Raw genomic sequence first — 22127 nt, forward strand, 5'->3', positions numbered from 1 at the left:
CCCGCGTTCGGCTCGGACATCGCGAGCGCGCCCACATGCTCGCCGGAGATCAGTTTGGGCAGATATTTCTTCTTCTGCTCTTCGGTGCCGTTGCGCTTGATCTGATTGACGCAGAGGTTGGAGTGCGCGCCGTAGGACAGGCCCACCGAGGCGGAGGCACGGGAAATCTCTTCCATCGCGACGATGTGCGCGAGGTAGCCCATGTCGGTGCCGCCATACTCCTCGCCGACGGTGACGCCGAGCAGGCCGAGATCGCCCATCTTTTTCCACAGGTCCATGGGGAACTGGTCGCTGCGGTCGATTTCGGCGGCGCGCGGCGCGATCTCCGCCTGCGCGAACTGCTGCACGGTCTCGCGCAGCGCGGCGATGTCCTCGCCATGGTCAAAGGTCAAGCCGGGCAAATGGATCATGTCATCCTCACTTTGTTAGCGTTGTGGCAGCCGGGCGCAAAGTCCTCGCCCCATGCCGATAGTGGAAAATCATACTTCCAATTTACGTTTACGTAAACGTAAAGCAATTACGGTAAAAACACGGTAAATCGGCCGCTTATGCGGCATCCTTGAGCTTTCGCGACGCGGGTTTCTTTACGGCAGCAGGCTTGCCGGACTTTTCCCCGTCCAGCAGGCGCAGGCATTCCTCTTCATGGGCGGCGATCTCGGCCAGCGTGACTTCGAGGTCTTCGCGCTGGCGCTCCAGCGTCTCGCGATGCTGGGCCAGCACCGCCAGGAAGCGCTTGAGCTGCGCCGTGGTGTCCTTGGGCGACTCGTACATGTCGACCAGCGCCTTGATTTCCTGCAGGCTCAGGCCCAGCCGCTTGCCGCGCAGGGTGAGCTTGAGGCGCGTGCGTTCGCGCGCGCTGTAGACACGGGTGCGGCCGCCGGCGCCTTCGCGCTTGGGGCTGAGCAGGCCCTGGTCTTCATAGAAGCGGATGGCCCGCGGCGTGATGTCGAATTCGCGCGCAAGTTCGGTGATGGTATAGGTCGGCATGGCGGAATCTGGGTGGCGTCAGCAGCAAAAACGGATTGGTCTTAGAATCGCTGTTATTGGTTGCAGTTTACGTTAACGTAAAGCGCATTGTAGTCGCGCCGGTGCGAAATGTGAACATGCAGGATCGGCAATTGAAACCAGGAAACTTACTGCATGAATCCGCTCGAGTCCCAGCTCAGTTACGCCTTCGGCGATACCATCCCCGCTACCGGCAGCCGGCTTGAAGTCGCGCCCGGCGTGTACTGGCTGCGGATGGGCCTGCCTTTCGCGCTCGACCACATCAACCTCTGGCTGCTGCAGGATGGCGAGGGCTGGACCATTGTCGACTGCGGGATTGCCAACGATGCAACGCGCGCCGCGTGGGAGGCGGTGTTCACCAATGAGCTCGACGGGCTTCCCGTCAAGCGGGTGATGGTGACGCATTGCCACCCGGACCACGTCGGCCTCTCGGACTGGCTCTGCACCCGCTGGAACGCGCCGATGTGGATGAGCACCGGCGATTACGGCTTCGCCCGCATGATGTCGGGTTCGCTGCCCGGCGTCGACGGCACGGCAATGCTGCCGCATTTCCAGCGCCACGGCCTGACGGACGAGGCGATGCTGGAAAAGCTGCAGGGACGCAAGAGTTACTATCCGACGCTGGTGCCCGCGGTGCCGGCCTCTTACCACCGCTTGCAGGACGCACAGTCGGTGCGCATCGGCGAACACGACTGGCGCGTGATCACCGGCTTCGGCCACGCGCCGGAACACGTGTCTCTGTATTGCGATGCGCTGCAGGTGCTGATTTCCGGCGACATGGTGCTGCCACGCATTTCCACCAATGTGTCAGTGTTCGCGGTGGAGCCGGAAGCCAACCCGGTGCAGCTCTATCTCGACTCGCTCGCCAAGTACCGCGACTTGCCGGAGGCGACCCTGGTCCTGCCATCCCACGGAAAGCCCTTCCGTGGCTTGCACACCCGCATCGCGCAGCTGAACGCCCATCATGAGGAGCGTCTGGCTGAAGTGGTCGAAGCCTGTGCTACGCCGCAATCCGCGGCCGACATCGTGCCCGTGATGTTCCGCCGCCCGCTCGATGCGCACCAGCTCACTTTTGCCATGGGCGAAGCGCTTGCCCATCTGCACAAGCTCTGGTTCGACGGCGTGCTGCGGCGCGATACCGGCAGTGACGGCATCATCCGCTTCCTGCGCGCCTGACACCTTATCAGCCTCGTTTTCGTATCGTTTTGCAAATTGTTGCAAACGGCGTCTTATCGCACATTCTGTTGATCTAAAGCGCCCCGCAGCCCGCGCCCGGGAGTAAAAAACCAATGTCGGCTTGTCATTGTGTGTTACATTCCTTTAACACATCAGGTCACAGTCAGTTCCTACCAGCCATTGACTGACTGTCAAGCCTCGACATGGAATAGTGCGCGGTCATGAATCCTTCTATCGAACGAGAAAGTTTTAGTGAGCGCTTGCAACAGGCGCTGCGCAATGCCGATTACTCCCCAGACAGTCCCACTCAATTGGCGCGGGAATTCAACATCCGCTTTGAAGGCCGTCCGATAACCGTCCATGCGGCAAGAAAATGGCTGGTGGGCGAGGCGATCCCGACGCAGGAAAAGCTGCGCACCTTGGCACGCTGGCTGGGCGTTCCCGCGGAGTGGCTGCGCTTCGGCGGCGCCGACGGGCACGAGAGGGGTGACGGCAACGGCTCGCCGGCGAAATTCGAGTCGGCGGACGTGAAACTCGTCGCCGACCTGCAACGCCTCGACGAGCACCACCAGGCGATTGCGCGGGAATTCATCCGCATGCTGGTGCGGCTCAACCGTCAGAAGTAAGCAAGCCGCGCAAGTACCGCAGCCCCGCCACCGCACGGCTGCCATACCACGACATCATTTCACCGTCGAGCAAGCGCACCGGTTTGCCGACCTGCCTCTCCAGCGCATCCACATGCGCTTCCGTAAAACGATACGGTTCACTCGACAACAGCACCCCGTCGATCGCGCGAACCACGTCGTCCGACCATCTGAATTCCGGATACCGCAAGCCAGCCCCCGAGCCAGCCAGCGCCCAGCACTGCCAGCCGATTTCTTCCATCATGCGGGCGATATAGGTATCGCGCGACACCGTCATCCACGGATCCTGCCAGATGCAGTACAGCATGACCTGGGGCGGTCCCTTGGGCGTGGCCTGCAACAAGGCGTACTCCTGCTCGAACGCCGCGCACAAGGCTTCCGCCTTTTCCTGCGCGCCGAAAATCCCGCCCAGCAGGCGATAGAGGCCGAGGTTGTCGCGCGGCGCCAGCGGATGGGTGACGATCACATGGGGAATGAACTCGGCCAGCGCCTCCACCGTGGGCCGTTCGTTCTCGTCGATGTTGACGACCAGATGGGTGGGCGCGAGCTTGCGGATCTTGTCGATGTTGACGTCTTTGGTACCACCGATCTTAGGGATGGACCGCACCGTTTCCGCCGGATGGATGCAGAAGCCGGTGCGCCCGGCCAGCGATGCGGCAAGGCCGAGGTCGCACAGCAGCTCGGTGATCGACGGCACCAGGGACACGATGCGAGCCTCGCCCGGCGGAACGGGCAGGTGTTCGCGGCCGAGGGCATCGACGAGCGTCATGGCTTGGCGTGGCGCGGCTTGTGCGGCGCCCTGGCGAAGGCGAAGTCGTAGAGCGCGTTCGGCAGCAGCCGCAGCAGCTTGGCCACGATGCCCATTTGCCACGGGATCACGCGATAACTGGCGCCGGCCTCGATCGCCGCCGCCGCCTTCTCCGCAAATGCCGCCGGCGGCATGAGGAAGGGCATCGGGTAGGGATTGGCCTTGGTCATCGGGGTATCGATATAGCCGGGCGCGATGGTCACCACCCGGATGCCGCTGGACTTCAACTCCACACGTAACGACTCGCAATAGCTGATCACGGCCGCTTTCGATGCGCTGTAGGCCTCCGCTCCCGGCAGTCCTCGAATGCCGGCGACGCTGGCGATGCCGACGAGGCGGCAATCGCGGCTGCCCGCCTGCGCCTGCTGCTTCATGGCGGCGATGAAGGGCGCGAAGGTGGCGACCGTCGCCGTCACGTTGGTGGCGAGGATGCGCTCGAAGACGGCGAGGTCCTCCACATGCTCGGTCAGCGTACCGGCCGAGATGCCTGCATTGGCGATCACGATGTCGACGCCTCCGTGCGTGCGCAGGAAATCCTGCGCTGCCGCCGCGAGCGCGGCATGGTCGGTGACGTCAGCCGCGTAGATGCGGTGCCGCTCCGGATTCGGAAGCGACTGCACAAGCTGCTCCAGCAACTCGCCGCGGCGCGCCAGCAGGCCGAGAACGGCACCCTGCTGCGCATAGCGCTGCGCAAGTGCGGCGCCCAGGCCGCTGGAGGCGCCGGTGATGAAGACGCGCTTCGTTCGTGATTTCATTCTTGTTTTCCGGGAACGGGCAATAAAAAAGTCCGCCCTCTTGCGAGAGGCGGACTTCAGTGTAATACGGCGAGGGCTTACTTGCCTTACTTGCCTTGCTTGGCCTTGTTCACCAGCCAGTCCATTACCTGGAAGGTCGCCTGGTGCAGCACCGCTTCCGAGCGGCTGTTCACGCTGGCGCCGACGATGCTGGGCGAGGTCAGGTAACGGCCGTCGACCGCGAGCAGCGGCACGCCGTCGACCTGGTAGGCCTGCATCAGCTGGGTCGCGCGCTTGGCCTTGCTCTGCACGCCGAAGGAGTTGTACACCTCGAGGAACTTCTGCTTGTCGATGCCCTGCTTGACGATGAAGTCCAGGATTTCCGCATCGCTGTCGACGCGGCGCTTCTCGACGTGGATCGCGTTGAAGACCTTCTGGTGCAGTTCATCGAACTTGCCCATCGCTTCCAGCGTATAGAACAGCTTTTGCTGCGGCACCATCGAGTCGCGGAAGGCGACCGGCACGCGCTTGAACACGATGTTGTCACCCTGCTTCTTCACCCAGGCCACGAGATCATGCTCGAGCGCATTGCAATGCGGGCAGGAATACCAGAAGAACTCGGTGACCTCGATCTTCTTGCCGGATTCGGTCTGCTGCGGCTTGTCCAGCGTGCGGTAGTCGACGCCGTTCTGCGGGTTGTTCGGCGCGGCATTGGCGCCGAAGGCGATGAAACTGATGCTCAGTACTGCAAGAAAACGTTGAAGAAAACGCATATGCTTCCTTTGCTCTAGGTAAATGACTATTTGGCCATACGCACGACCGCGGCGTCCACGCCGTTGTCAGACAGCTTGCCGCGCACCTTGTTCATTGCCTCCAGCTGGCTGAACGGGCCGACGCGGACACGGTACAGCACCCCGGTTTCAGCCTGCCGCTCGGACACCTTGGCTTCCACCCCCATCAGCGCCAGCTTGGCGCGCATGCCTTCTGCGTCGGTCTGCTCGCGGAAAGCGCCGGCCTGCAGGAAGTAGGTCCACTTGTCGTCGGCGCTCTCGGCCTTGGCCTCGGCTGCCTCCGGCTTCTTTGCCGCAGTGGACTGCTCCACCACCGGCGCCTTGCCGTCCTGCTTTGCCTCGCCATCGCCCTTGGAATCGCCCTTTGCTTCACCCTTGGTCTCACCCTTGGCGTCGACCTTCACCACTTCCGGCTTCTTGTCCGGCTGGGGTGCCGCGGTATTCTCGGGCGGCGCCGGTTCCCTGGCGAGATCCTTTGCCGCATCCCGGGACGCGGCCCGGTTGCCGTACAGCGGACGGTTCGGGTCGGCGCTCTGGTTCGGCGTCGGATCGCCGGCCTTCACCTTGCCGGATTTATCGGTGAAGGGCATCGGCGTCTTGTTGATGGTCATGGCAACGCCGAGTGCGATGCCGAGTCCGATGACCAAGCCGATGATGATGCCTAATAGTGTTCCGCCCTGCTGCCTATTGGTGTTGTGCATACTTCCCCAGATTACATCTCGTTACATCCTCGCCGGCGCAGATACCCCGATCAGCGCCAGGCCGTTACGCAAGACCTGGCGTGTCGCTACCAGTAACGCCAGGCGCGCCATCCTGGTGGACACATCGTCGACCAGGACGCGCTCGGCGTTGTAGTAGCTGTGCAGCTCGCCCGCCAGGTCGCGCAGGTAGAACGCTACCTGATGCGGGCCGAGTTCGTCGAGGGCTTTTTGTAACATTTCCGGATACTCGGCAAGCTTCTGCAACAGTGCCGCTTCGCGCGGCGAGGTCAGCGGCGACAGGTCGCTGCCGTCGATTGTCGTTTCGTCACCGCCCCACTGCGCGAGCACCGAGCAGATGCGCGCATGCGCGTACTGCACGTAGTACACCGGGTTTTCGTCGGATTGCGAGAGCGCGAGGTCGACGTCGAAGGTGAACTCGGTGTCCGCCTTGCGCGAGATGAGGAAGAAGCGCACCGCGTCGCGGCCGCGGGTGAGGTCGCGCTCGCCTGCTTCATTGACTGCATCGCCCGCCGACCATTCGATCAGGTCGCGCACCGTGACATAGGAACCGGCACGCTTGGAAATCTTCACTTCCTCGCCGTTCTTCATCACGGTGACCATCTTGTGCAGCACGTAGTCAGGGTAGCCCTGAGGGATGCCGAGGCCGACCGCCTGCAGGCCGGCGCGCACGCGCGCGATCGTGCCGTGGTGATCGCTGCCCTGCACGTTGATGACCTTGCCGTAGCCGCGCTGCCACTTGGTGATGTGATAGGCCACGTCCGGCACGAAGTAGGTGTAGGTACCGTCGGACTTCTTCATCACGCGGTCCTTGTCGTCGCCGTACTCGGTGGTGCGCAGCCACAACGCGCCGTCCTGCTCGTAGGTCTTGCCGGCCTGGACCAGCGCCTGCACCGCGGCCTCCACCTTGCCGTCCGTGTAGAGCGAGGATTCGAGATAGTAGTTGTCGAACTTGACGCCGAAGGCCTGCAGATCGAGATCCTGCTCGTGGCGCAGATAAGCGACCGCGAATTTGCGGATCGATTCGATGTCGTCGGCGTCGCCGCTGGCGGTCACCGGCGCGCCGTCGCGCGCGGACACGGTCTGCTTCGCGAGGAAGTCGGCGGCGATGTCGGCGATGTAGTCGCCGTTGTAGGCGGCTTCCGGCCAGCCGGCGTCGCCCGGCTTGAAGCCCTTGGCGCGCGCCTGCACCGACAGCGCGAGGTTGCCGATCTGGACGCCGGCATCGTTGTAGTAGAACTCGCGTGTGACGTCGTAACCCTGCGCTTCCAGCAGCGAGGACAGGGCGTCGCCCAGCGCGCCCTGGCGGCCGTGGCCGACATGCAGCGGGCCGGTCGGATTGGCCGAGACGAATTCCACCATCACCTTCCGGCCGGCGCCGGACTGGCCCTTGCCGAAGGCGGCCCCCTCCTCGAGGATGGTGCGCACCACGGCCTGCTTGGCGGTCGCGGCCACGCGCAGGTTGATGAAACCTGGTCCGGCGATCTCTGCGCTCTCGACCAGTTCGCCCTTGTTGGCCAGCAGGTAATCGACGATCGCCTGCGCCAGTTCGCGCGGGTTTTTCTTGAGCGGCTTGGCGAGCTGCATCGCGACGTTGCAGGCAATGTCGCCGTGCGCGGGATCGCGCGGGCGCTCCAGGACGACATTGGGCTGCAGGCCGGAACCGGCGACGATGGGAGCAAGCGCGGCCTTGAACAGGTCGGCAATCTGTTGTTTTTGTGAAGCGAGCATGGAATGAACGACAACGGCCGCGAGGCCGTTATTCAGTGAATTTGAGGATGGGGGGAATTATACCGGCTCCGGGCGACCCTTTTCCCTGTTACCGGCCGGATGCATAGAGGACGGTAGGGTGGGTAGAGCGTAAGCGAAACCCACCGTGTGCCGCCGGGGCGCGTTTTGGCGGGGTTTCGCTTCGCTCTACCCGCCCTACGGTCCTTTATCGACTGCCCAGTTTCGCCCTGCAGTAGGAATCGATGAAGCGCTCCATCTGGAAGGCCTCGGGCAGCCATGAGGATTCCGACAACTTCTGCGGGAGCAGATAGATGTAGGTACCGGCGTCGACCTGTTCCCCCGAGGCGAGCGCAACCTTGACCGTGTCGCGCCGGTATTCGCTGCCTTCGAAGGCATCGAGCGCGGCCATGTCGGCGGGCGAGACGTCGAAGTACAGCACGCCGTCCACCGCGGCTCCCCGGCGGACGATCATGCCCGGATAAGTTTCACCGGCGATTTCAAAGCGGACGTGGCCGTCGAGGCGGGCCGGAGCGCTGCGATAGCCGCCGCGCACGACGCGCTGCCAGACTTCCGGGAACATCAGGGAACCGTAGGTAAAAACGTGGCAGGACATGGCGCGCCGGAAAGTTGGTGGAACCCAAGCATAGCGGTTTTCCCGCCGGCGCGTCGCGCCCGAGTTCCGCGCTCGCGGTAAACTAGTCCTTTTTTCCAGACTCTTTTCCGCTGCGCCGAGCCCGCCATGACCACCTTCAACATCGAGAATGTCAACGTCACTTCCTTCGAAACCATGCCCACGCCGGAGGTGCTGCATGCCCAGCTGCCGCTGACCGATGCCGCCGGCACTGCCGTGATGCAGGGCCGCGAGGCGCTGCGCAACATTCTCGACCGCAAGGACAAGCGCATGTTCGTGGTGGTCGGCCCGTGCTCCATCCACGACCCGGTGGCCGGCCTCGATTACGCCCGCCGCCTGAAGAAGCTGCAGGAAGAAGTGCAGGACACGCTGCTGCTGGTCATGCGCGTCTACTTCGAGAAGCCGCGCACGACCACAGGCTGGAAGGGCTACATCAACGATCCGGACATGGACGACTCCTTCCACATCGAGCGCGGCATGGGCAACGCGCGCAAGTTCCTGCTCGACGTGTGCGAACTCGGCCTGCCGACGGCGACCGAAGCGCTGGACCCGATCTCGCCGCAATACCTCGGCGACCTGATCACATGGACCGCTATCGGCGCGCGTACCACCGAGTCGCAGACGCACCGGGAAATGTCTTCCGGCCTGTCGACGCCGGTCGGCTTCAAGAACGGCACCGACGGCGACATCAGCATCGCGATCAACGCCATCCTCTCGGCCTCGCATCCGCACTCCTTCCTCGGCATCAACGGCCAGGGCAAGGTGTCCATCGTGCGCACCAGCGGCAACCGCTACGGCCATGTGGTGCTGCGCGGGGGCGACGGCCGCCCGAACTACGACACGGTATCGGTCGCCATGGCCGAGCAGGCGCTGCAGAAGGCAAAGCTGCCGGCCAACATCGTGATCGACTGCTCGCACGCCAACAGCTTCAAGAATCCCGACCTGCAGCCGCTGGTAATGGCCGACGTGGTCAACCAGGTGCGCTGCGGCAACAAGTCGCTGGTGGGCGTGATGATCGAATCGAACATCGTGGGCGGCAAGCAATCGATTCCGGAAGACTTGTCGAAGCTGGTCTACGGCTGCTCCGTCACGGATGGCTGCGTCGGCTGGGAGACGACGGAAAAGATGCTGCGCGACGCCGATGCGGTACTGCGCAAGGTGCTGCCCGGGCGGCAGCAGTAATGCAGCGACGGAACCGGCATCCGGATTGCCGTTCCAACAAGTCACACTAACAAGAACAAGCGTCCATGACCAAGCGTTCCTCGCCATTCTTCGCGGCCGCGCTCCTGCTGGCAGGCATGCTCGGCGGCAGCACTGCGGCCGAGGCCGATACCGGCATCGCCAAGCGCGTCGCCCCCTGCACCACCTGCCACGGCAAGGAGGGCCGCGCCACCAATGACGGCTACTATCCGCGCATCGCCGGCAAGCCGGCCGGCTACCTCTTCAACCAGCTGCGCAACTTCCGTGACGGCAGGCGCGAGCAGTACCCGCTGATGACCTACCTGGTGCAGCACCTGTCGGACGACTACCTGAAGGAGATGGCGGAACACTTCGCGGCGCAGGACCTGCCCTATCCGCCGCCGCAGCCGGCCGCCGCGCCGCCGGCGGTACTGGAACGCGGCAAGGCACTCGCACTCAACGGCGATCCCTCGCGGAACATTCCCGCCTGCATGGCCTGCCATGGACAAGCGCTGACCGGTGTTGCGCCCGCCTTGCCCGGGCTGCTGGGCCTGCCGCGCGATTACCTGCTCGGCCAGTTCGGTGCCTGGCGCGAAGGCGCGCGGCGCGCTGCCGCGCCCGATTGCATGGGCGAGATCACCAACCGCCTCTCGCTCGAAGATATCAACGCCGTGTCGTCCTGGCTGGCGGCGCAACCGGTACCGCCGGATGCGAAGCCCGCAGCCTCGCTTCCCGCCAAGCTGCCCGTCGCCTGCGGCAGCGTTCCGCAGTGAGGCCGGCATGAAGAAACGCATCGGACTCATCCTGCTTGCCTTGATTGCCGCGCTCGTTGCCGTCACGGTCTGGCTCGGCCTGCGCGAAGACAATGTCCCGGCAAGCGGCGCCAGCGGCCCGGAGCTCGTCGCCCGCGGCGCCTATCTCGCGCGCGCAGGCGACTGCCAGGCCTGCCACACCGCGCGCGGCGGCATTCCCTTCGCTGGCGGCCGCGCCATCCGCACCCCGTTCGGCACCATCCACGCGCCCAACATTACGCCCGACAAGGAAACCGGCATCGGCAGCTGGAGCGCGGACGACTTCTGGAACGCGCTCCACAACGGCAAGGGCAAGGACGGCAAGCTGCTGTATCCGGCCTTCCCGTATCCGAACTACACCCGGGTCTCGCGGGCCGACGCGGATGCGATGCATGCGTATTTCATGTCGCTGCCGCCGGTGCGCCAGCAGAACAAGGAACCCGAGCTGCGCTTCCCGTTCAACCAGCGCGGCTTGCTGGTCGCATGGCGGGCGCTGTATTTCCGCCCCGGCGTATATGCTGAAAATGCGCAGCAGAACACCGAGTGGAACCGCGGCGCCTATCTGGTGCAGGGCCTCGGCCACTGCAGCGCCTGCCATACGCAGCGCAATGTATTCGGCGCGACGCGCGAGAAACAAGACCTCGGCGGCGCCATGATCCCGATGCTGGACTGGTATGCGGCCTCGCTCACCGGCGAAAGCGAGGCCGGCCTCGGCAACTGGGAAGTGCAGCATCTCGTCGACCTGATGAAGACAGGCGTGTCTCCGCGCGGCGTGGTCTCCGGGCCGATGTCCGAAGTCGTGCGCGAGAGCCTGCAGCACCTGAACGATCCCGACCTGCGCGCGATGGCGGTCTATCTGAAGTCGCTGCCCAAGGCGGGCACGGGCCCGGGCGCAGAGCCGCCGGAGCTCACGGCCGATAACCAACGTGTGCTCAAGCAGGGCGCCGCGCTCTATGAAAAGCATTGCGTCGAATGCCACAAGGCGAACGGCGCGGGCGAACCGCCGCACATTCCGCCGCTTGCCGGCAACCATGCCCTCATGCTGGATTCCCCGGTCAACCCCATCCGCGCGGTCATGCACGGCGGCTATCCGCCGAGCACGGAGGGCAATCCGCGTCCCTTCGGCATGCCGCCCTTCGGCAACGTGCTCAGCGACGACGAAGCGGCGGCTGTCGTTTCCTTCGTGCGCAACAACTGGGGCAACCGCGGCGCGATGGTGAGCGGGCAGCAGGTGAACCGCTACCGCACCGTGCAACTCGATTGAAGACTTTTCCCATGCAGATCCTGAACGCCGGAGAAACGGCACGCATCCTCCCGTACGACAAGCTGGTTCCCGCCATCGCGCGCGCCGCGCAGCAGCTCGCGAACGGGGAAATCAACGCGCCGGACCGGCTCGTGGTGGGCATGGAGGGCGGCAATGTGCTGCTGTGCATGCCGGCAGTGGCGAGTGACGTGAGCGTGACCAAGCTGATCACCGTGCACGGCAACAATGCGCAGCGCGGCCTGCCCGCGATACAGGGGGAGGTGATCGTGTTCGATACCGCCAGCGGCCAGCGCCGCCTGCTGCTGGACGGGCCGACGGTCACGGCCAGGCGCACCGCCGCGGTCACGTTGCATGGCATATCCCTGCTTGCGCCTGCCACGCCTGAGTCGGCGCTGCTGATCGGCGCCGGCGTGCAGGCGGCTGCGCATGCGGAAGCGCTGTCCGCCTATTTCGGCATCAGGCGCTTCCGCATCAGCAGCCGTAACATAGCCGGCGCGGAAGCATTCTGCGCCAGCCTGCGCGCGCAGCATCCGGGCGTATCAGCGGAAGCCATGACGATGGAAGCGCTGGCCGATGCCTGCCAGGACATGGACCTCGTGATCGCGCTGACGACGGCGACCTCGCCCGTGGTGCCCGAACAGCTTCCCCCACGCACCATGGCCATTGGCGTCGGCGCATTCAAGCCGCAGATGGCGGAGCTCCCGGCAGCCTTGCTGCATGCGCGCAGCGTCTTCGTCGACGATCTGGCCGGCGCGCAGCATGAGGCGGGCGACCTGCTGCGTGCGCAGGTCGACTGGAGCAAGGTCTCCAACCTCGCCGCCGCCGCGCGCACGCCTTCCTCCCATGCAATGGCGCCGGTCCTGAAAACCGTCGGCCATGCGGCGTGGGATCTCGCAGCGGCACGCGTCGCCATCGGCACGACCTGATCCCGCTGGCGCGCTATTTGCGTACCGTCTCCGTTTCGATTGTGAACGGAGACCAGCATGTCCACTACCGTCGCCGATTTCCTGCTGCGCCGCCTCGATCAATGGGATATCCGCCGCATCTACGGCTACCCGGGGGACGGCATCAACGGCATCATGGGCGCCCTCGGGCGCCAGGACCGCATCGAGTTCATCCAGGCAAGGCATGAAGAGCTGGCCGCCTTCATGGCCTGCGCGCATGCAAAATTTACCGGCGAAGTCGGCATCTGCCTCGCCACTTCCGGGCCTGGAGCCATCCACCTCCTCAATGGCCTGTACGACGCGAAGCTCGACCATCAGCCGGTGGTTGCTATCGTCGGCCAGCAGAAACGCATGGCGCTGGGTGGGGATTACCAGCAGGAAGTAGATCTCGTGTCGCTGTTCAAGGATGTGGCCCACGAATATGTGCACATGGCGACCACGGCCGAGCAGGTGAAGCACCTCGTCGACCGCGCCCTGCGCATTGCCATGGAGCAGCGCACGGTGACCTGCGTAGTGATCCCCAACGATTTGCAGGAAATGGAGGCGGTGGAAGTACCTCCGCACGAGCATGGCTCGGTGCATACCGGTATCGGCCGCACCACGCGCAGCGGGTGTCCCGCGCAGGACGGCTTGCTGCAGGCGGCGGAAATCCTGAACCGCGGGAAGAAGGTCGCCATCCTCGCCGGCGCCGGCGCATTGCAGGCGACGGATGAAGTGATCGAGGTGGCGGAAGTGCTCGGTGCGGGCATCGCCAAGGCGCTGCTGGGCAAGGCCGCGGTGCCGGACGACCTGCCCTTCGTCACCGGCAGCATCGGCATGATCGGGACCAAGCCGAGCTTCGACATGATGAACGGCTGCGACACGCTGCTGATGGTGGGTTCGGGCTTTCCGTACGCGGAGTTCCTCCCCGAAGAAGGCAAGGCGCGCGCGGTGCAGATCGACATCGACGGCCGCATGCTCGGCCTGCGCTATCCCTCGGAATGCAACCTCGTGGGCGACGCGAAAGAGACGCTGCGCGCCCTGCTGCCGCTGCTGGACCGCAAGAGCGACCGCAGCTGGCAGTTGCAGATCGAACAGGACGTGCAGCGCTGGCAGCAGCTGATGGAGCGCCGCGCACAAGACCCGGCGTCGCCGATGAATCCGCAGCGCGCCTTCCGCGAGCTGTCTTCGCGGCTGCCGGAAGACTGCATCCTCACCTGCGACTCCGGCTCGGCGACCGCATGGTATGCGCTGCACCTGCAGCTGCGGCGCGGCATGTCGGCCTCGCTGTCGGGCGGACTGGCGACGATGGGCTGCGCGCTGCCCTATGCGATCGGCGCCAAGTTCGCGCATCCGCGGCGCCACGTCATCGCGCTTGCCGGCGATGGCGCGATGCAGATGAACGGCCTCAATGCGCTGATTACCATTGCCCGCTACTGGCGACGCTGGGGCAATCCGAAGCTGACGATTGCCGTGCTCAACAACCGCGACCTGAACTTCGTGACCTGGGAGCAGCGCGGGCAACAGGCCGATCCGAAGTTCGCGCCTTCGCAGGAATTGCCGGATTTCGCGTACGCCGATTTCGCGCGCATGCTCGGCCTGCACGGCATCCGTGTGGAACGCGCGGAAGACGCGGGGCCGGCGTGGGACAAGGCGCTGAATGCGGACCGTCCGACATTGGTCGAACTGGTGGTCGACGCCAACGTCCCGCCGCTGCCGCCGCAGGTCACGCGCAAACAGATGCAGGGCTACTACGAAGCCATCGCCAAGGGTGATCCCGACGCGGAGGCGATCAAGGCCGCGATCGAGCGGCAGGCTTCCGGGACATGACGGTTGTCAGCAGGAGAAAGTCTTTAGTGGTTAAATCCTTACTACCCATAGCCCCCGACGACACCATTTCATGAGCACACTTTTCTCACCCCTGTCCCTTGGCAAGCTGACCCTGAAGAACCGCGTCGCGATCGCCCCGATGTGCCAGTACTCCGCCGACAACGGCGCGGCAACCGAATGGCACCGCATCCACCTCGGCCACCTGGCGCTCTCGGGCGCGGGCCTGCTTATCATCGAGGCGACGGCCATCGAGCCGGAAGGCCGCATTTCGCCCGCCGACCTCGGCCTATGGTCGGACGAGACCGAACGCGCACTGGCCGAGGTGCTGCACTCCGTCCGGCAGTATTCGCCGATGCCGATCGCCATCCAGCTCGCGCATGCCGGCCGCAAAGCGTCGACCCATGTGCCTTGGGAAGGCGGCAAGAACATTCCGTCGAGCGCGGGCGGCTGGCGCACCTTTGCCCCCTCGGCCCTTGCGTTCGCCGAAGGCGACGAAACACCGCTCGCGCTCGATGCGGCGGGACTGCAGCGTATCCGCGACGGCTTCGTCGCCGCCGCGCGCCGCACCGACCGCCTCGGCATCGATGTGATCGAACTGCACGCCGCGCACGGTTACCTGCTGCATCAGTTCCTGTCGCCGCTGTCGAACCGGCGCGAGGATGCGTATGGCGGCTCGCTCGAGAACCGCATGCGCTTCCCGCTCGAGGTGTTCGACGCGGTGCGCGCGGCATTCGATCCGTCCAAGCCGGTCGGCATCCGCGTCTCCGCCACCGACTGGGTGGAGGGCGGCTGGGATGTCGAGCAGTGCGCTGCCTTCGCGCAGGAATTGAAGAAGCGCGGCTGCGCATTCATCGATGTTTCCAGTGGCGGGCTTTCGCCGCTGCAGCAGATTCCGCTCAAGGCCGGCTACCAGGTGCCGTTCGCCGAACACATCCGCCGCGCTTCCGGCATGCCGACGATTGCGGTCGGCCTGATCACCGAGGCGGAGCATGCGGAAGAGATCGTGGCGTCCGGTCAGGCGGACATGGTGGCACTGGCCCGCGGCATCCTCTACAACCCGCGCTGGCCGTGGCATGCCGCCGCGAAGCTGGGCGGACAGGTGGATGCGCCGCCGCAGTACTGGCGCTCGCAGCCGCGCGAGGCGAAGGACTTGTTCCATCTCACGCTGCCCGGCAAGGGCTGAGCGTTCCCGCCGGCAACGATCAAAGATCAAATTGCAGGGGCACGCAGGCGATGCGGCCCGGCTTCGCGGCGGCGTCGGCCTGCTCTTTCGAAGCGTGCTGGGTAAGCACGTATCTCTCGGCGGCGTGCACGTCCGGGTTGGGATAAATGTTCAAGTGCAGCTGCTGCTTCTGCGGCACGTTCTCGAGGTAGCGCGGACCGTTCTCCGACAGCCGGCCATCGAGCGTGAACACGGTCACCACGTCGTCGTCGCCGATGTAGGCATGGACCTTGTACACCGGATGGCGCGCGCGGGTGGTAACGATTTCCACCGGCTGCTTGGTGGTGACGAGACGCATCGGCTTGTCGAAGTCGAGCGGCGCAAGGCTCGTTTCTTCCAGCGGAGGCGGCACCGGATGAACGGGCGGCGCGGGTTGCGCGGGTTGCGGCGCTTCCGTGGGACGGCGCGCCGTCGCGGTCTGCTGCATGTCGGTGTGCTGCGGCCGTTCCTGCGTTTTCTGCATGAAGGTCTCGGTGTAGGGTTCCTTCCTGACGTGCGCCTCCTTCGCCGCCTGCCGCTTTTCGGGCGGCCGCACCGAGCGCGGCCTTTCCTTGAAAGTGCGGTTGGGCACGTTGAAGGTCACTTCGTAGTTATACAGCTGCTCGTCGGTCATGTCGGGGAACGGCGCCGGATGGCCGCCATCGACGGTGCGGTATTCCACCGCAGGCTCGCGCCTGCCGAGCAGGGTACCGATGATGCCCACATCGATCTCCTTCAAACAAATGGCCCGTTTCAGACACGCGCTGCGCGTGCGGGTTCGATACCCTACGGACATCTTGCGGACGATTTTGTTTCCGGATGTAGCCCGATCGGCGCCGCGTCCGCTGTTTGCATCATCCGGTAAGAATTGCGGGCGCGCTGTTACAGGATTCAGGCGCGCACCAGCCGCACGCGCGTGATTTCCGAGGGCGCGCCGAAGCGTTTCGGCGGCCCCCAGTAGCCGGTGCCGCGCGAAACGTAGATCCACATGTTGCGCAGCCGGTTGAGCCCGGCGACCCAGGGCTGCTGCATGGGGACGAAAAAATTCCAGGGCAGGAATTGTCCGCCATGGGTGTGGCCCGATAGCTGCAGGTCGAAGCCGGCGTCGGCGGCACGCAGGGCGGAGCGCGGCTGGTGCGCCAGCAGAATGCGGGCACCGACGGTGTCGGGCGCGCCGGCGATGGCCGCATGAGGATCGCTGCGATGCGATGCGTCAAAATGGTGGGCGCTGTAATCGGTCACGCCCGCCACCAGCAGCGATGCGCCGCGGTGTTCCAGCACCACATGTTCGTTGAGCAAGACGCGCAGGCCGAGGCGGCGCACTTCGGGTATCCACTCGTGCGCGCCCGAATAGTAATCATGGTTGCCGGTGACGAAGCAGGCACCGTGGCGTGCGCGCAGGCGGGCCAGCGGCGCGGTGTGCTGCGCGAGGCGGTGCACGCTGCCGTCGACCAGGTCGCCGGTCACCGCCACCAGGTCGGCATCGAGTGCGTTCACGGCGTCGATGATACCGTCCAGGTAGCCGCGCTTGATGGTGGGGCCGACGTGGATGTCGCTGATCTGGGCGATGGTGAATCCCTGCAGTGCCTCGGGCAGCCCCGTGATCGGCACCTCGACATCGACGACCGCCGCAACCCGCCGCGCGTTCAGGAAACCGACCAGCGTCGCCAACCCCGCGAGCGACGGGACGGCAACCGCACTCCATGTCGCGAGCGCCGGCCCCAGGACCCCTGCCAGTGCCGCCACGCCCAGCACGAGGTCGCGCAGGAAGGTAAGCACCAGCAGCGACGAGAACAGGCCGAGCGCAAGCATCCCTGCCCAAGTCAGGCGGTCGGCCAGCGGCTGGCGCCGGATGCCGTGCGCCATCATGCCGGCGGGCACCAGGATGCAGGACGCCGCCAGCCATGCTGCCCCAACGGCCTTGACCGGGATCGTCAGCGGCAGGTCGGGCAGGACGCGCCAGCCGATGTAGATGTGCAACAGTGCCAGGATGCCAAGAATGAGCAGGGTGGAATTGCGTACGCGCATGGAAGAATCCGTTCGGATGAGGCTGTCTGCAACCGCTTTCCGGTAGGCGCGGCGAGCTTCTATCTTGGGATCAAAAGGCGTCTATTCAATAGACGGCGCGCGGGAACTGCGCAGGGCACGGGCAATCTTACTTACATTACAAGTAGCTGAAGTCGGATAACTATTGGTTGTGATGCCGGCAGTGCCCCGCAGAAACGACCCGCCAGCCAGCCCTTGCCAGCCAGCCCGCGCCCCAGGAGCATGCCAAATGCACGTAGTGCCTGACTTCGCCGCAATCTTCAACGCATCACCGTATTACTACCTGTTGCTGGCGCCGGACCTGACCATCCTCGACGTCAACGATGCCTATGTCCGCGCCGCGGGAAGGACCCGCGACCAGCTGGTCGGGCACAACGTGTTCGATGCCTTTCCGCCCGACCCGGCCGACCCCTCCGGCGCTGAGATGTTCCGCGCCTCATTCGCCCGCGTCCTGGCAACACGCAAGCCGGACAGCATGTCGCTGGTCAAGTATGCGATCCCCGATCCGGCCACGGGCGGGGTCGGCATGGTGGAACGTTACTGGAGCATCGTGCACGTGCCCATCCTCGACCGCAACGGCGCAGTGTCCTGCCTGATGCAATGCCCGATCGATGTGACCGAGCTGTACACGCTCAAGAAGGCGCTGCACGCGGCCGGACAGGCGCGCGATTTCCGCATCCGCACGGAGGGCAGCCTGTTCACCCGCTCGCAGGAACTGGAAGAGACGAACCGCATGCTCGACGCCAAGCTGAGCGACCTGCGCCGGCTGTTCGAGCAAGCGCCCGGCTTCGTCGCCGTCCTGCGCGGGCCGGACTTCGTCTTCGAATTGGCCAACGAAGCCTACCAGCAGTTGATCGGGCATCGCGACCTCGTCGGCAAGGCCTTCCGCGACATCCTGCCCGAGCTGGAGGGCCAGGGCTTCGTCGAAATCATGGAAGAGGTGCTGCGGAGCGGCAAGGCCTTTACCGGGCGCGGGCTGAAAGCGATCGTCCAGCGCGAACCGGACGGGGCGAAATCGGATATCTACATCGACCTCGTGGTGCAGCCGATCACCGACCAGGAAGGCAACGTGTTCAGCATTTTCGTGCAGGGGCATGACATCACCGCGCAGAAACGCGCGGAAGACGACCTGTGCATCAGCAATGAACGCTGGAAGCTGGCCATCGAAGGCACCGGAGACGGCGTGTGGGACTGGGACATGCAGACCGAGGTGGTGACGTATTCCCAGCGCTGGAAGGAAATGATCGGCTATTCGGACGAAGAGATCGGCTGCACCGCCGACGAATGGCGCGCGCGGCTGCATCCGGACGACGCACCATCGACGCTGGCCCGGCTGCAGGAATGCATCGACGGCAGGGTCTTGAGCTTCCAGGACGAGCACCGGCTTCGCTGCAAGGACGGCACATGGAAGTGGGTGATGGCGCGCGCCGTCGTGGTGGCACGCGACGACCGCCGGCGCCCGCTGCGGCTGACCGGCACCATGACCGACATTTCGGCCAAGAAGGAGTCGGACGAGCGCATCTGGCGGCACGCCAACTTCGACGCCCTGACCGGCCTGCCCAACCGCCGCCTGTTTCGCGACCGTCTGGACCAGGAAGTGCGCAAGGCGCACCGCACCGGCCTGCAGGCGGCGCTGCTGTTCATCGACCTCGACCGCTTCAAGGAAGTCAATGACCTGCTCGGCCACGACGCCGGCGACCTGCTGCTGACGCAGGCGGCGCGCCGGCTGAGCAATTGCGTGCGCCAGTCGGACACGGTGGCGCGGCTCGGCGGTGACGAGTTCACCGTGATCCTGACGGAACTCGATAGCGTCTCGCATGTGGAATACATCGCGCAGAAAATCCTCGATGCGCTCAACCAGCCCTTCCATCTCGGCAACGAAGTGGCCTTCGTCTCGGGCAGCGTGGGCATCACGCTCTACCCGGAGGACGGCACCAGCCCCGAGGACCTGATCCGCAACGCCGACCAGGCGATGTATGCGGCCAAGTCGGCGGGGCGAGACCAGTTCAGTTTCTTCACTCGTTCCATGCAGGAATACGCGCACGCGCGCCTGCGCCTGGGCGGCGACTTGCGCCGCGCGCTGGATGAAGGCCAGCTGCAGGTGGTTTTCCAGCCGGTGGTCGACCTGCGCAGCGGCCGCATCGTGAAGGCGGAAGCCTTGCTGCGCTGGCACCACCCTGCACTGGGAGCGGTGGAACCGGCCGAGTTCATCCCGCTGGCCGAGGAGTCGGGCCTGATCAACGACATCGGCGACTGGGCGTTCCGGCAGGCGGCGGACTGCGCCCGCCGCTGGAGCGCGCAGCAGGGCACGCCCTTCCAGGTCGGCGTGAACAAGTCGCCGGTGCAATTCCTGTCCAAGACCAGGGAAGACAGCTGGCCGGCTTACCTGCAGGGCCTTGGCATCCCGGCCGGATCGATCACCGTCGAGATCACCGAAGGATTGCTGGTGAACGCGTCGACGGCCGTCGCCGACAAGCTGATCGAATACCGCAACGCCGGCATCGAGCTCGCGCTCGACGATTTCGGCACGGGATACTCGTCCCTCGCCTACCTGAAAAAATTCGACATCGATTACCTGAAGATCGACCAGTCCTTCGTCAACGACATCGCCGTCGACGAGAGCGACCGCGCGATTGCGGAATCGATGATCGTGATGGCGCACCGCCTCGGGCTGAAAGTGATCGCGGAAGGCATCGAGACGCCGGAACAATGGAACCTGCTGCGCGATGCGGGCTGCGACTACGGACAGGGTTTTCTCTACGCAGCGCCGGCGCCGGCGGACGAATTCGAACGCATGCTGGCGCGTAGCCGGGAGGCTTTCCGGCAATAGGCGAGGTGGTGGCGCTACCCTTGTTGCTTGCCTGATGCAGGGGACAGCAACAGACCATCAGCAAGCAGTGCCTGAACAATTTGTGCTTGCCGAGCGTCTCGGCGCCGTTTGATCGGCTCCCTGCCCGGCGCGTCAGCGGCAAGCCATTTCTTGAAGTCGACAAATACCTATGGGTCCAGCGTCCGCATCAAAGCCATCCGTCCCGTAGTGGAAACGACGATGTGTTCGAATTTGGGGGTGACGGTCAAGATGTCCGCCCGGCGGGCCTGCACCGGCCAAAGGTTGTTCTCATCCTTCGAGAAGCGAAAGGGATGAGGGTCCTCGTCCACCGGCTGACGGCGCAAGAAGTCGACCTCGAATCCTTTGTCGTTGATGGCTGTCTCGTATTGGTCTGCCTTGCGCTGGAAACTGGCGTCTACCTTTTGCAAGATGCGCAATACCGAGCTGTCAAGCCGCTCGATATCGGTGAGAAAACGCACCTTCTTGCGCGCGTCCCAGAGAAGGTCAACATCATTCGTCGCCAATGCCGCTTGCACAATTCGAACGCCGGCAGCTGTCTCGTACGCATACAGTGCATGTGTTCCTACCACGATGAAATGGTCTGACAGACCGGCATCCTCGAAGGCTTGCAGCAGGCCGACAACGATCGTTGGAACACGTCCGACCTTCAATGCCTTGTTGAGCCGTTCTGCTTCTCGAAGTGCTTCCTGGATTGATTTGAGCCGCTTTTCAACCTCAGCCTTGCGCGCAGTGAACGCGGCGTAGATGGCCTCCGTTTCAGGTGTGCGCTTGCCGATATATGTTTGCTTGTTCTCAGGAGACGTCTTGGCAAGATATTCATATTGCCCCTGGACTTTCCCGTACATGCCACCCCGGTATGCCCGCGCCTCGGCAAATACGCGCCGATACTCCTCGAATATGGTGGAGGAGTCGATTGCCTGTCGCGCCGCGTTGTCGGGAAGCGGAAGGTAGTCCATTTACCGTGCAATATGAAAAATTGAAATTTATACGGTAAATAATACATCAATCAGATAAGGCAATTTCCCGAAAAAAATCCTGGCAACGACAATACCAGGCGCCGACAGCTATCGCGGGGATTGAAAGCTTCAAATTCAAAAGTTGAAACAATCGCGTGGCGTGCGGGTCAACGCTTTTCCCCCATCTTCCGGTATGAAAGGAATGTCATGAAGGACAAGCAGACCAAGCAGGGCAAGCAGGATGACCGTCCCATCCTCACGACGCGCCAGGGGCATCCGGTGAGCGACAACCAGTCGCTGCGCTCGGTCGGCGAGCGCGGCCCGGCGACGCTGGAGAATTACCAGTTCATTGAAAAGATCACGCACTTCGACCGCGAACGCATTCCCGAACGCGTGGTCCACGCACGCGGCACGGGCGCGCATGGCTGGTTCGAAGCCTACGGCAAGATCGGCAACGAGCCGGCCGAGAAATACACTCGCGCCAAGGTGCTGACGCAGACCGGCGTGCGCACGCCGGTATTCGTGCGCTTCTCCACCGTGATCGGCGGCAAGGATTCGCCGGAGACCGCGCGCGATCCGCGCGGGTTCGCCGTCAAGCTGAAGACCGTGGACGGCAACTGGGACCTGGTCGGCAACAACCTGAAAGTCTTCTTCATCCGCGACGCGATCAAATTTCCAGACATGATCCACGCGTTCAAGCCCGATCCCGTTACCAACCGCCAGGAACCGTGGCGCTTCTACGACTTCGTTTCGCAGACGCCGGAAGCGCTGCACATGGTGACCTGGGTGAAGAGCCCCTGGGGCATCCCGGCCAACTACCGGGAAATGGAAGGTTCGGGCGTCAATA

21 protein-coding genes are annotated in these 22127 nt (G+C 64.3%); 10 read left to right on the plus strand and 11 right to left on the minus strand.

Annotated features, from left to right (window positions below; translation table 11 throughout):
* The coding region (locus VFF99_RS12245; RefSeq protein ID WP_325018253.1) for an acyl-CoA dehydrogenase family protein at positions 1 to 410 on the minus strand (410 nt) is incomplete at its 3' end.
* Between the two features lie 136 nt (positions 411 to 546).
* Positions 547 to 987 carry a MerR family DNA-binding transcriptional regulator gene (locus VFF99_RS12250; RefSeq protein WP_325018255.1) on the minus strand — a complete coding sequence of 147 codons (441 nt, stop codon included), beginning with the start codon at positions 985 to 987 and terminating at the stop codon, positions 547 to 549.
* A gap of 153 nt (positions 988 to 1140) precedes the next feature.
* Between VFF99_RS12250 and VFF99_RS12255 the strand changes: the two genes are divergently transcribed.
* Both VFF99_RS12255 and VFF99_RS12260 read left to right on the plus strand, forming a co-directional pair.
* Positions 1141 to 2181, plus strand: a complete 1041-nt coding sequence (locus VFF99_RS12255; protein WP_325018257.1) for an MBL fold metallo-hydrolase — start codon at positions 1141 to 1143, stop codon at positions 2179 to 2181.
* A 221-nt stretch (positions 2182 to 2402) separates the two neighbouring features.
* A complete protein-coding gene (locus tag VFF99_RS12260; RefSeq protein WP_325018259.1) occupies positions 2403 to 2807 on the plus strand; it encodes a hypothetical protein in 405 nt (134 codons plus the stop codon).
* Here the strand turns inward: VFF99_RS12260 and VFF99_RS12265 are convergent.
* From VFF99_RS12265 to VFF99_RS12290, 6 genes are all read right to left on the minus strand, one after another.
* Positions 2791 to 3594 carry a helical backbone metal receptor gene (locus VFF99_RS12265; protein WP_325018261.1) on the minus strand — a complete coding sequence of 268 codons (804 nt, stop codon included), beginning with the start codon at positions 3592 to 3594 and terminating at the stop codon, positions 2791 to 2793. The genes VFF99_RS12260 and VFF99_RS12265 overlap by 17 nt on opposite strands.
* The gene (locus VFF99_RS12270) at positions 3591 to 4388 is read right to left on the minus strand and encodes an SDR family oxidoreductase (RefSeq protein WP_325018262.1); all 798 of its coding nucleotides are present in this window, start codon (positions 4386 to 4388) and stop codon (positions 3591 to 3593) included. Before VFF99_RS12270 ends, VFF99_RS12265 begins: the two co-directional genes overlap by 4 nt.
* A gap of 86 nt (positions 4389 to 4474) precedes the next feature.
* Positions 4475 to 5140 (minus strand): thiol:disulfide interchange protein DsbA/DsbL, encoded by a 666-nt coding sequence (locus VFF99_RS12275; protein WP_325018264.1) that lies wholly within the window; start codon positions 5138 to 5140, stop codon positions 4475 to 4477.
* 26 nt (positions 5141 to 5166) lie between these two features.
* Positions 5167 to 5859 carry an SPOR domain-containing protein gene (locus VFF99_RS12280; protein ID WP_325018266.1) on the minus strand — a complete coding sequence of 231 codons (693 nt, stop codon included), beginning with the start codon at positions 5857 to 5859 and terminating at the stop codon, positions 5167 to 5169.
* A gap of 21 nt (positions 5860 to 5880) precedes the next feature.
* A complete protein-coding gene (gene argS / locus VFF99_RS12285) occupies positions 5881 to 7608 on the minus strand; it encodes an arginine--tRNA ligase (RefSeq protein WP_325018267.1) in 1728 nt (575 codons plus the stop codon).
* Between the two features lie 205 nt (positions 7609 to 7813).
* Positions 7814 to 8221, minus strand: coding sequence for a gamma-glutamylcyclotransferase family protein (locus VFF99_RS12290; RefSeq protein WP_325018269.1), 408 nt, complete (start codon positions 8219 to 8221; stop codon positions 7814 to 7816).
* Positions 8222 to 8347: 126 nt separating this feature from the next.
* On the opposite strand from VFF99_RS12290, the gene VFF99_RS12295 reads away from it, so the two are divergent.
* The 6 genes from VFF99_RS12295 to VFF99_RS12320 all read left to right on the plus strand — a co-directional run bounded on the left by VFF99_RS12295 (position 8348) and on the right by VFF99_RS12320 (position 15409).
* Positions 8348 to 9421 carry a 3-deoxy-7-phosphoheptulonate synthase gene (locus VFF99_RS12295; RefSeq protein WP_325018272.1) on the plus strand — a complete coding sequence of 358 codons (1074 nt, stop codon included), beginning with the start codon at positions 8348 to 8350 and terminating at the stop codon, positions 9419 to 9421.
* A 65-nt stretch (positions 9422 to 9486) separates the two neighbouring features.
* The gene (locus VFF99_RS12300) at positions 9487 to 10191 is read left to right on the plus strand and encodes a c-type cytochrome (RefSeq protein WP_414691535.1); all 705 of its coding nucleotides are present in this window, start codon (positions 9487 to 9489) and stop codon (positions 10189 to 10191) included.
* Positions 10192 to 10198: 7 nt separating this feature from the next.
* Positions 10199 to 11473: a cytochrome c gene (locus tag VFF99_RS12305; RefSeq protein ID WP_325018274.1), complete on the plus strand. Its 1275-nt coding sequence runs from the start codon at positions 10199 to 10201 to the stop codon at positions 11471 to 11473.
* An 11-nt stretch (positions 11474 to 11484) separates the two neighbouring features.
* On the plus strand, positions 11485 to 12399 hold the full coding sequence (locus VFF99_RS12310; protein WP_325018276.1) for a delta(1)-pyrroline-2-carboxylate reductase family protein: 915 nt from the start codon (positions 11485 to 11487) through the stop codon (positions 12397 to 12399).
* 57 nt (positions 12400 to 12456) lie between these two features.
* A complete protein-coding gene (locus tag VFF99_RS12315; protein ID WP_325018278.1) occupies positions 12457 to 14226 on the plus strand; it encodes a thiamine pyrophosphate-requiring protein in 1770 nt (589 codons plus the stop codon).
* 70 nt (positions 14227 to 14296) lie between these two features.
* Positions 14297 to 15409, plus strand: coding sequence for an NADH:flavin oxidoreductase/NADH oxidase (locus tag VFF99_RS12320; RefSeq protein WP_325018280.1), 1113 nt, complete (start codon positions 14297 to 14299; stop codon positions 15407 to 15409).
* A 19-nt stretch (positions 15410 to 15428) separates the two neighbouring features.
* Here the strand turns inward: VFF99_RS12320 and VFF99_RS12325 are convergent, their stop codons facing one another.
* The gene (locus VFF99_RS12325; RefSeq protein WP_325018282.1) at positions 15429 to 16151 is read right to left on the minus strand and encodes a hypothetical protein; all 723 of its coding nucleotides are present in this window, start codon (positions 16149 to 16151) and stop codon (positions 15429 to 15431) included.
* A 167-nt stretch (positions 16152 to 16318) separates the two neighbouring features.
* Positions 16319 to 17455 (minus strand): metallophosphoesterase, encoded by a 1137-nt coding sequence (locus VFF99_RS12330; protein WP_325018284.1) that lies wholly within the window; start codon positions 17453 to 17455, stop codon positions 16319 to 16321.
* A 247-nt stretch (positions 17456 to 17702) separates the two neighbouring features.
* Between VFF99_RS12330 and VFF99_RS12335 the strand changes: the two genes are divergently transcribed.
* The gene (locus VFF99_RS12335) at positions 17703 to 20303 is read left to right on the plus strand and encodes a sensor domain-containing protein (RefSeq protein WP_325018286.1); all 2601 of its coding nucleotides are present in this window, start codon (positions 17703 to 17705) and stop codon (positions 20301 to 20303) included.
* A 167-nt stretch (positions 20304 to 20470) separates the two neighbouring features.
* On the opposite strand, the gene VFF99_RS12340 is transcribed toward VFF99_RS12335, so the two are convergent.
* Entirely contained in the window at positions 20471 to 21280 is an 810-nt protein-coding gene (locus VFF99_RS12340; protein ID WP_325018288.1) for a GSU2403 family nucleotidyltransferase fold protein, read from the minus strand.
* A gap of 207 nt (positions 21281 to 21487) precedes the next feature.
* On the opposite strand from VFF99_RS12340, the gene VFF99_RS12345 reads away from it, so the two are divergent.
* The coding region (locus VFF99_RS12345; protein WP_325018290.1) for a catalase at positions 21488 to 22127 on the plus strand (640 nt) is incomplete at its 3' end.

This window comes from Noviherbaspirillum sp., assembly GCF_035654295.1.
Lineage (GTDB): Bacteria > Pseudomonadota > Gammaproteobacteria > Burkholderiales > Burkholderiaceae_D > Noviherbaspirillum.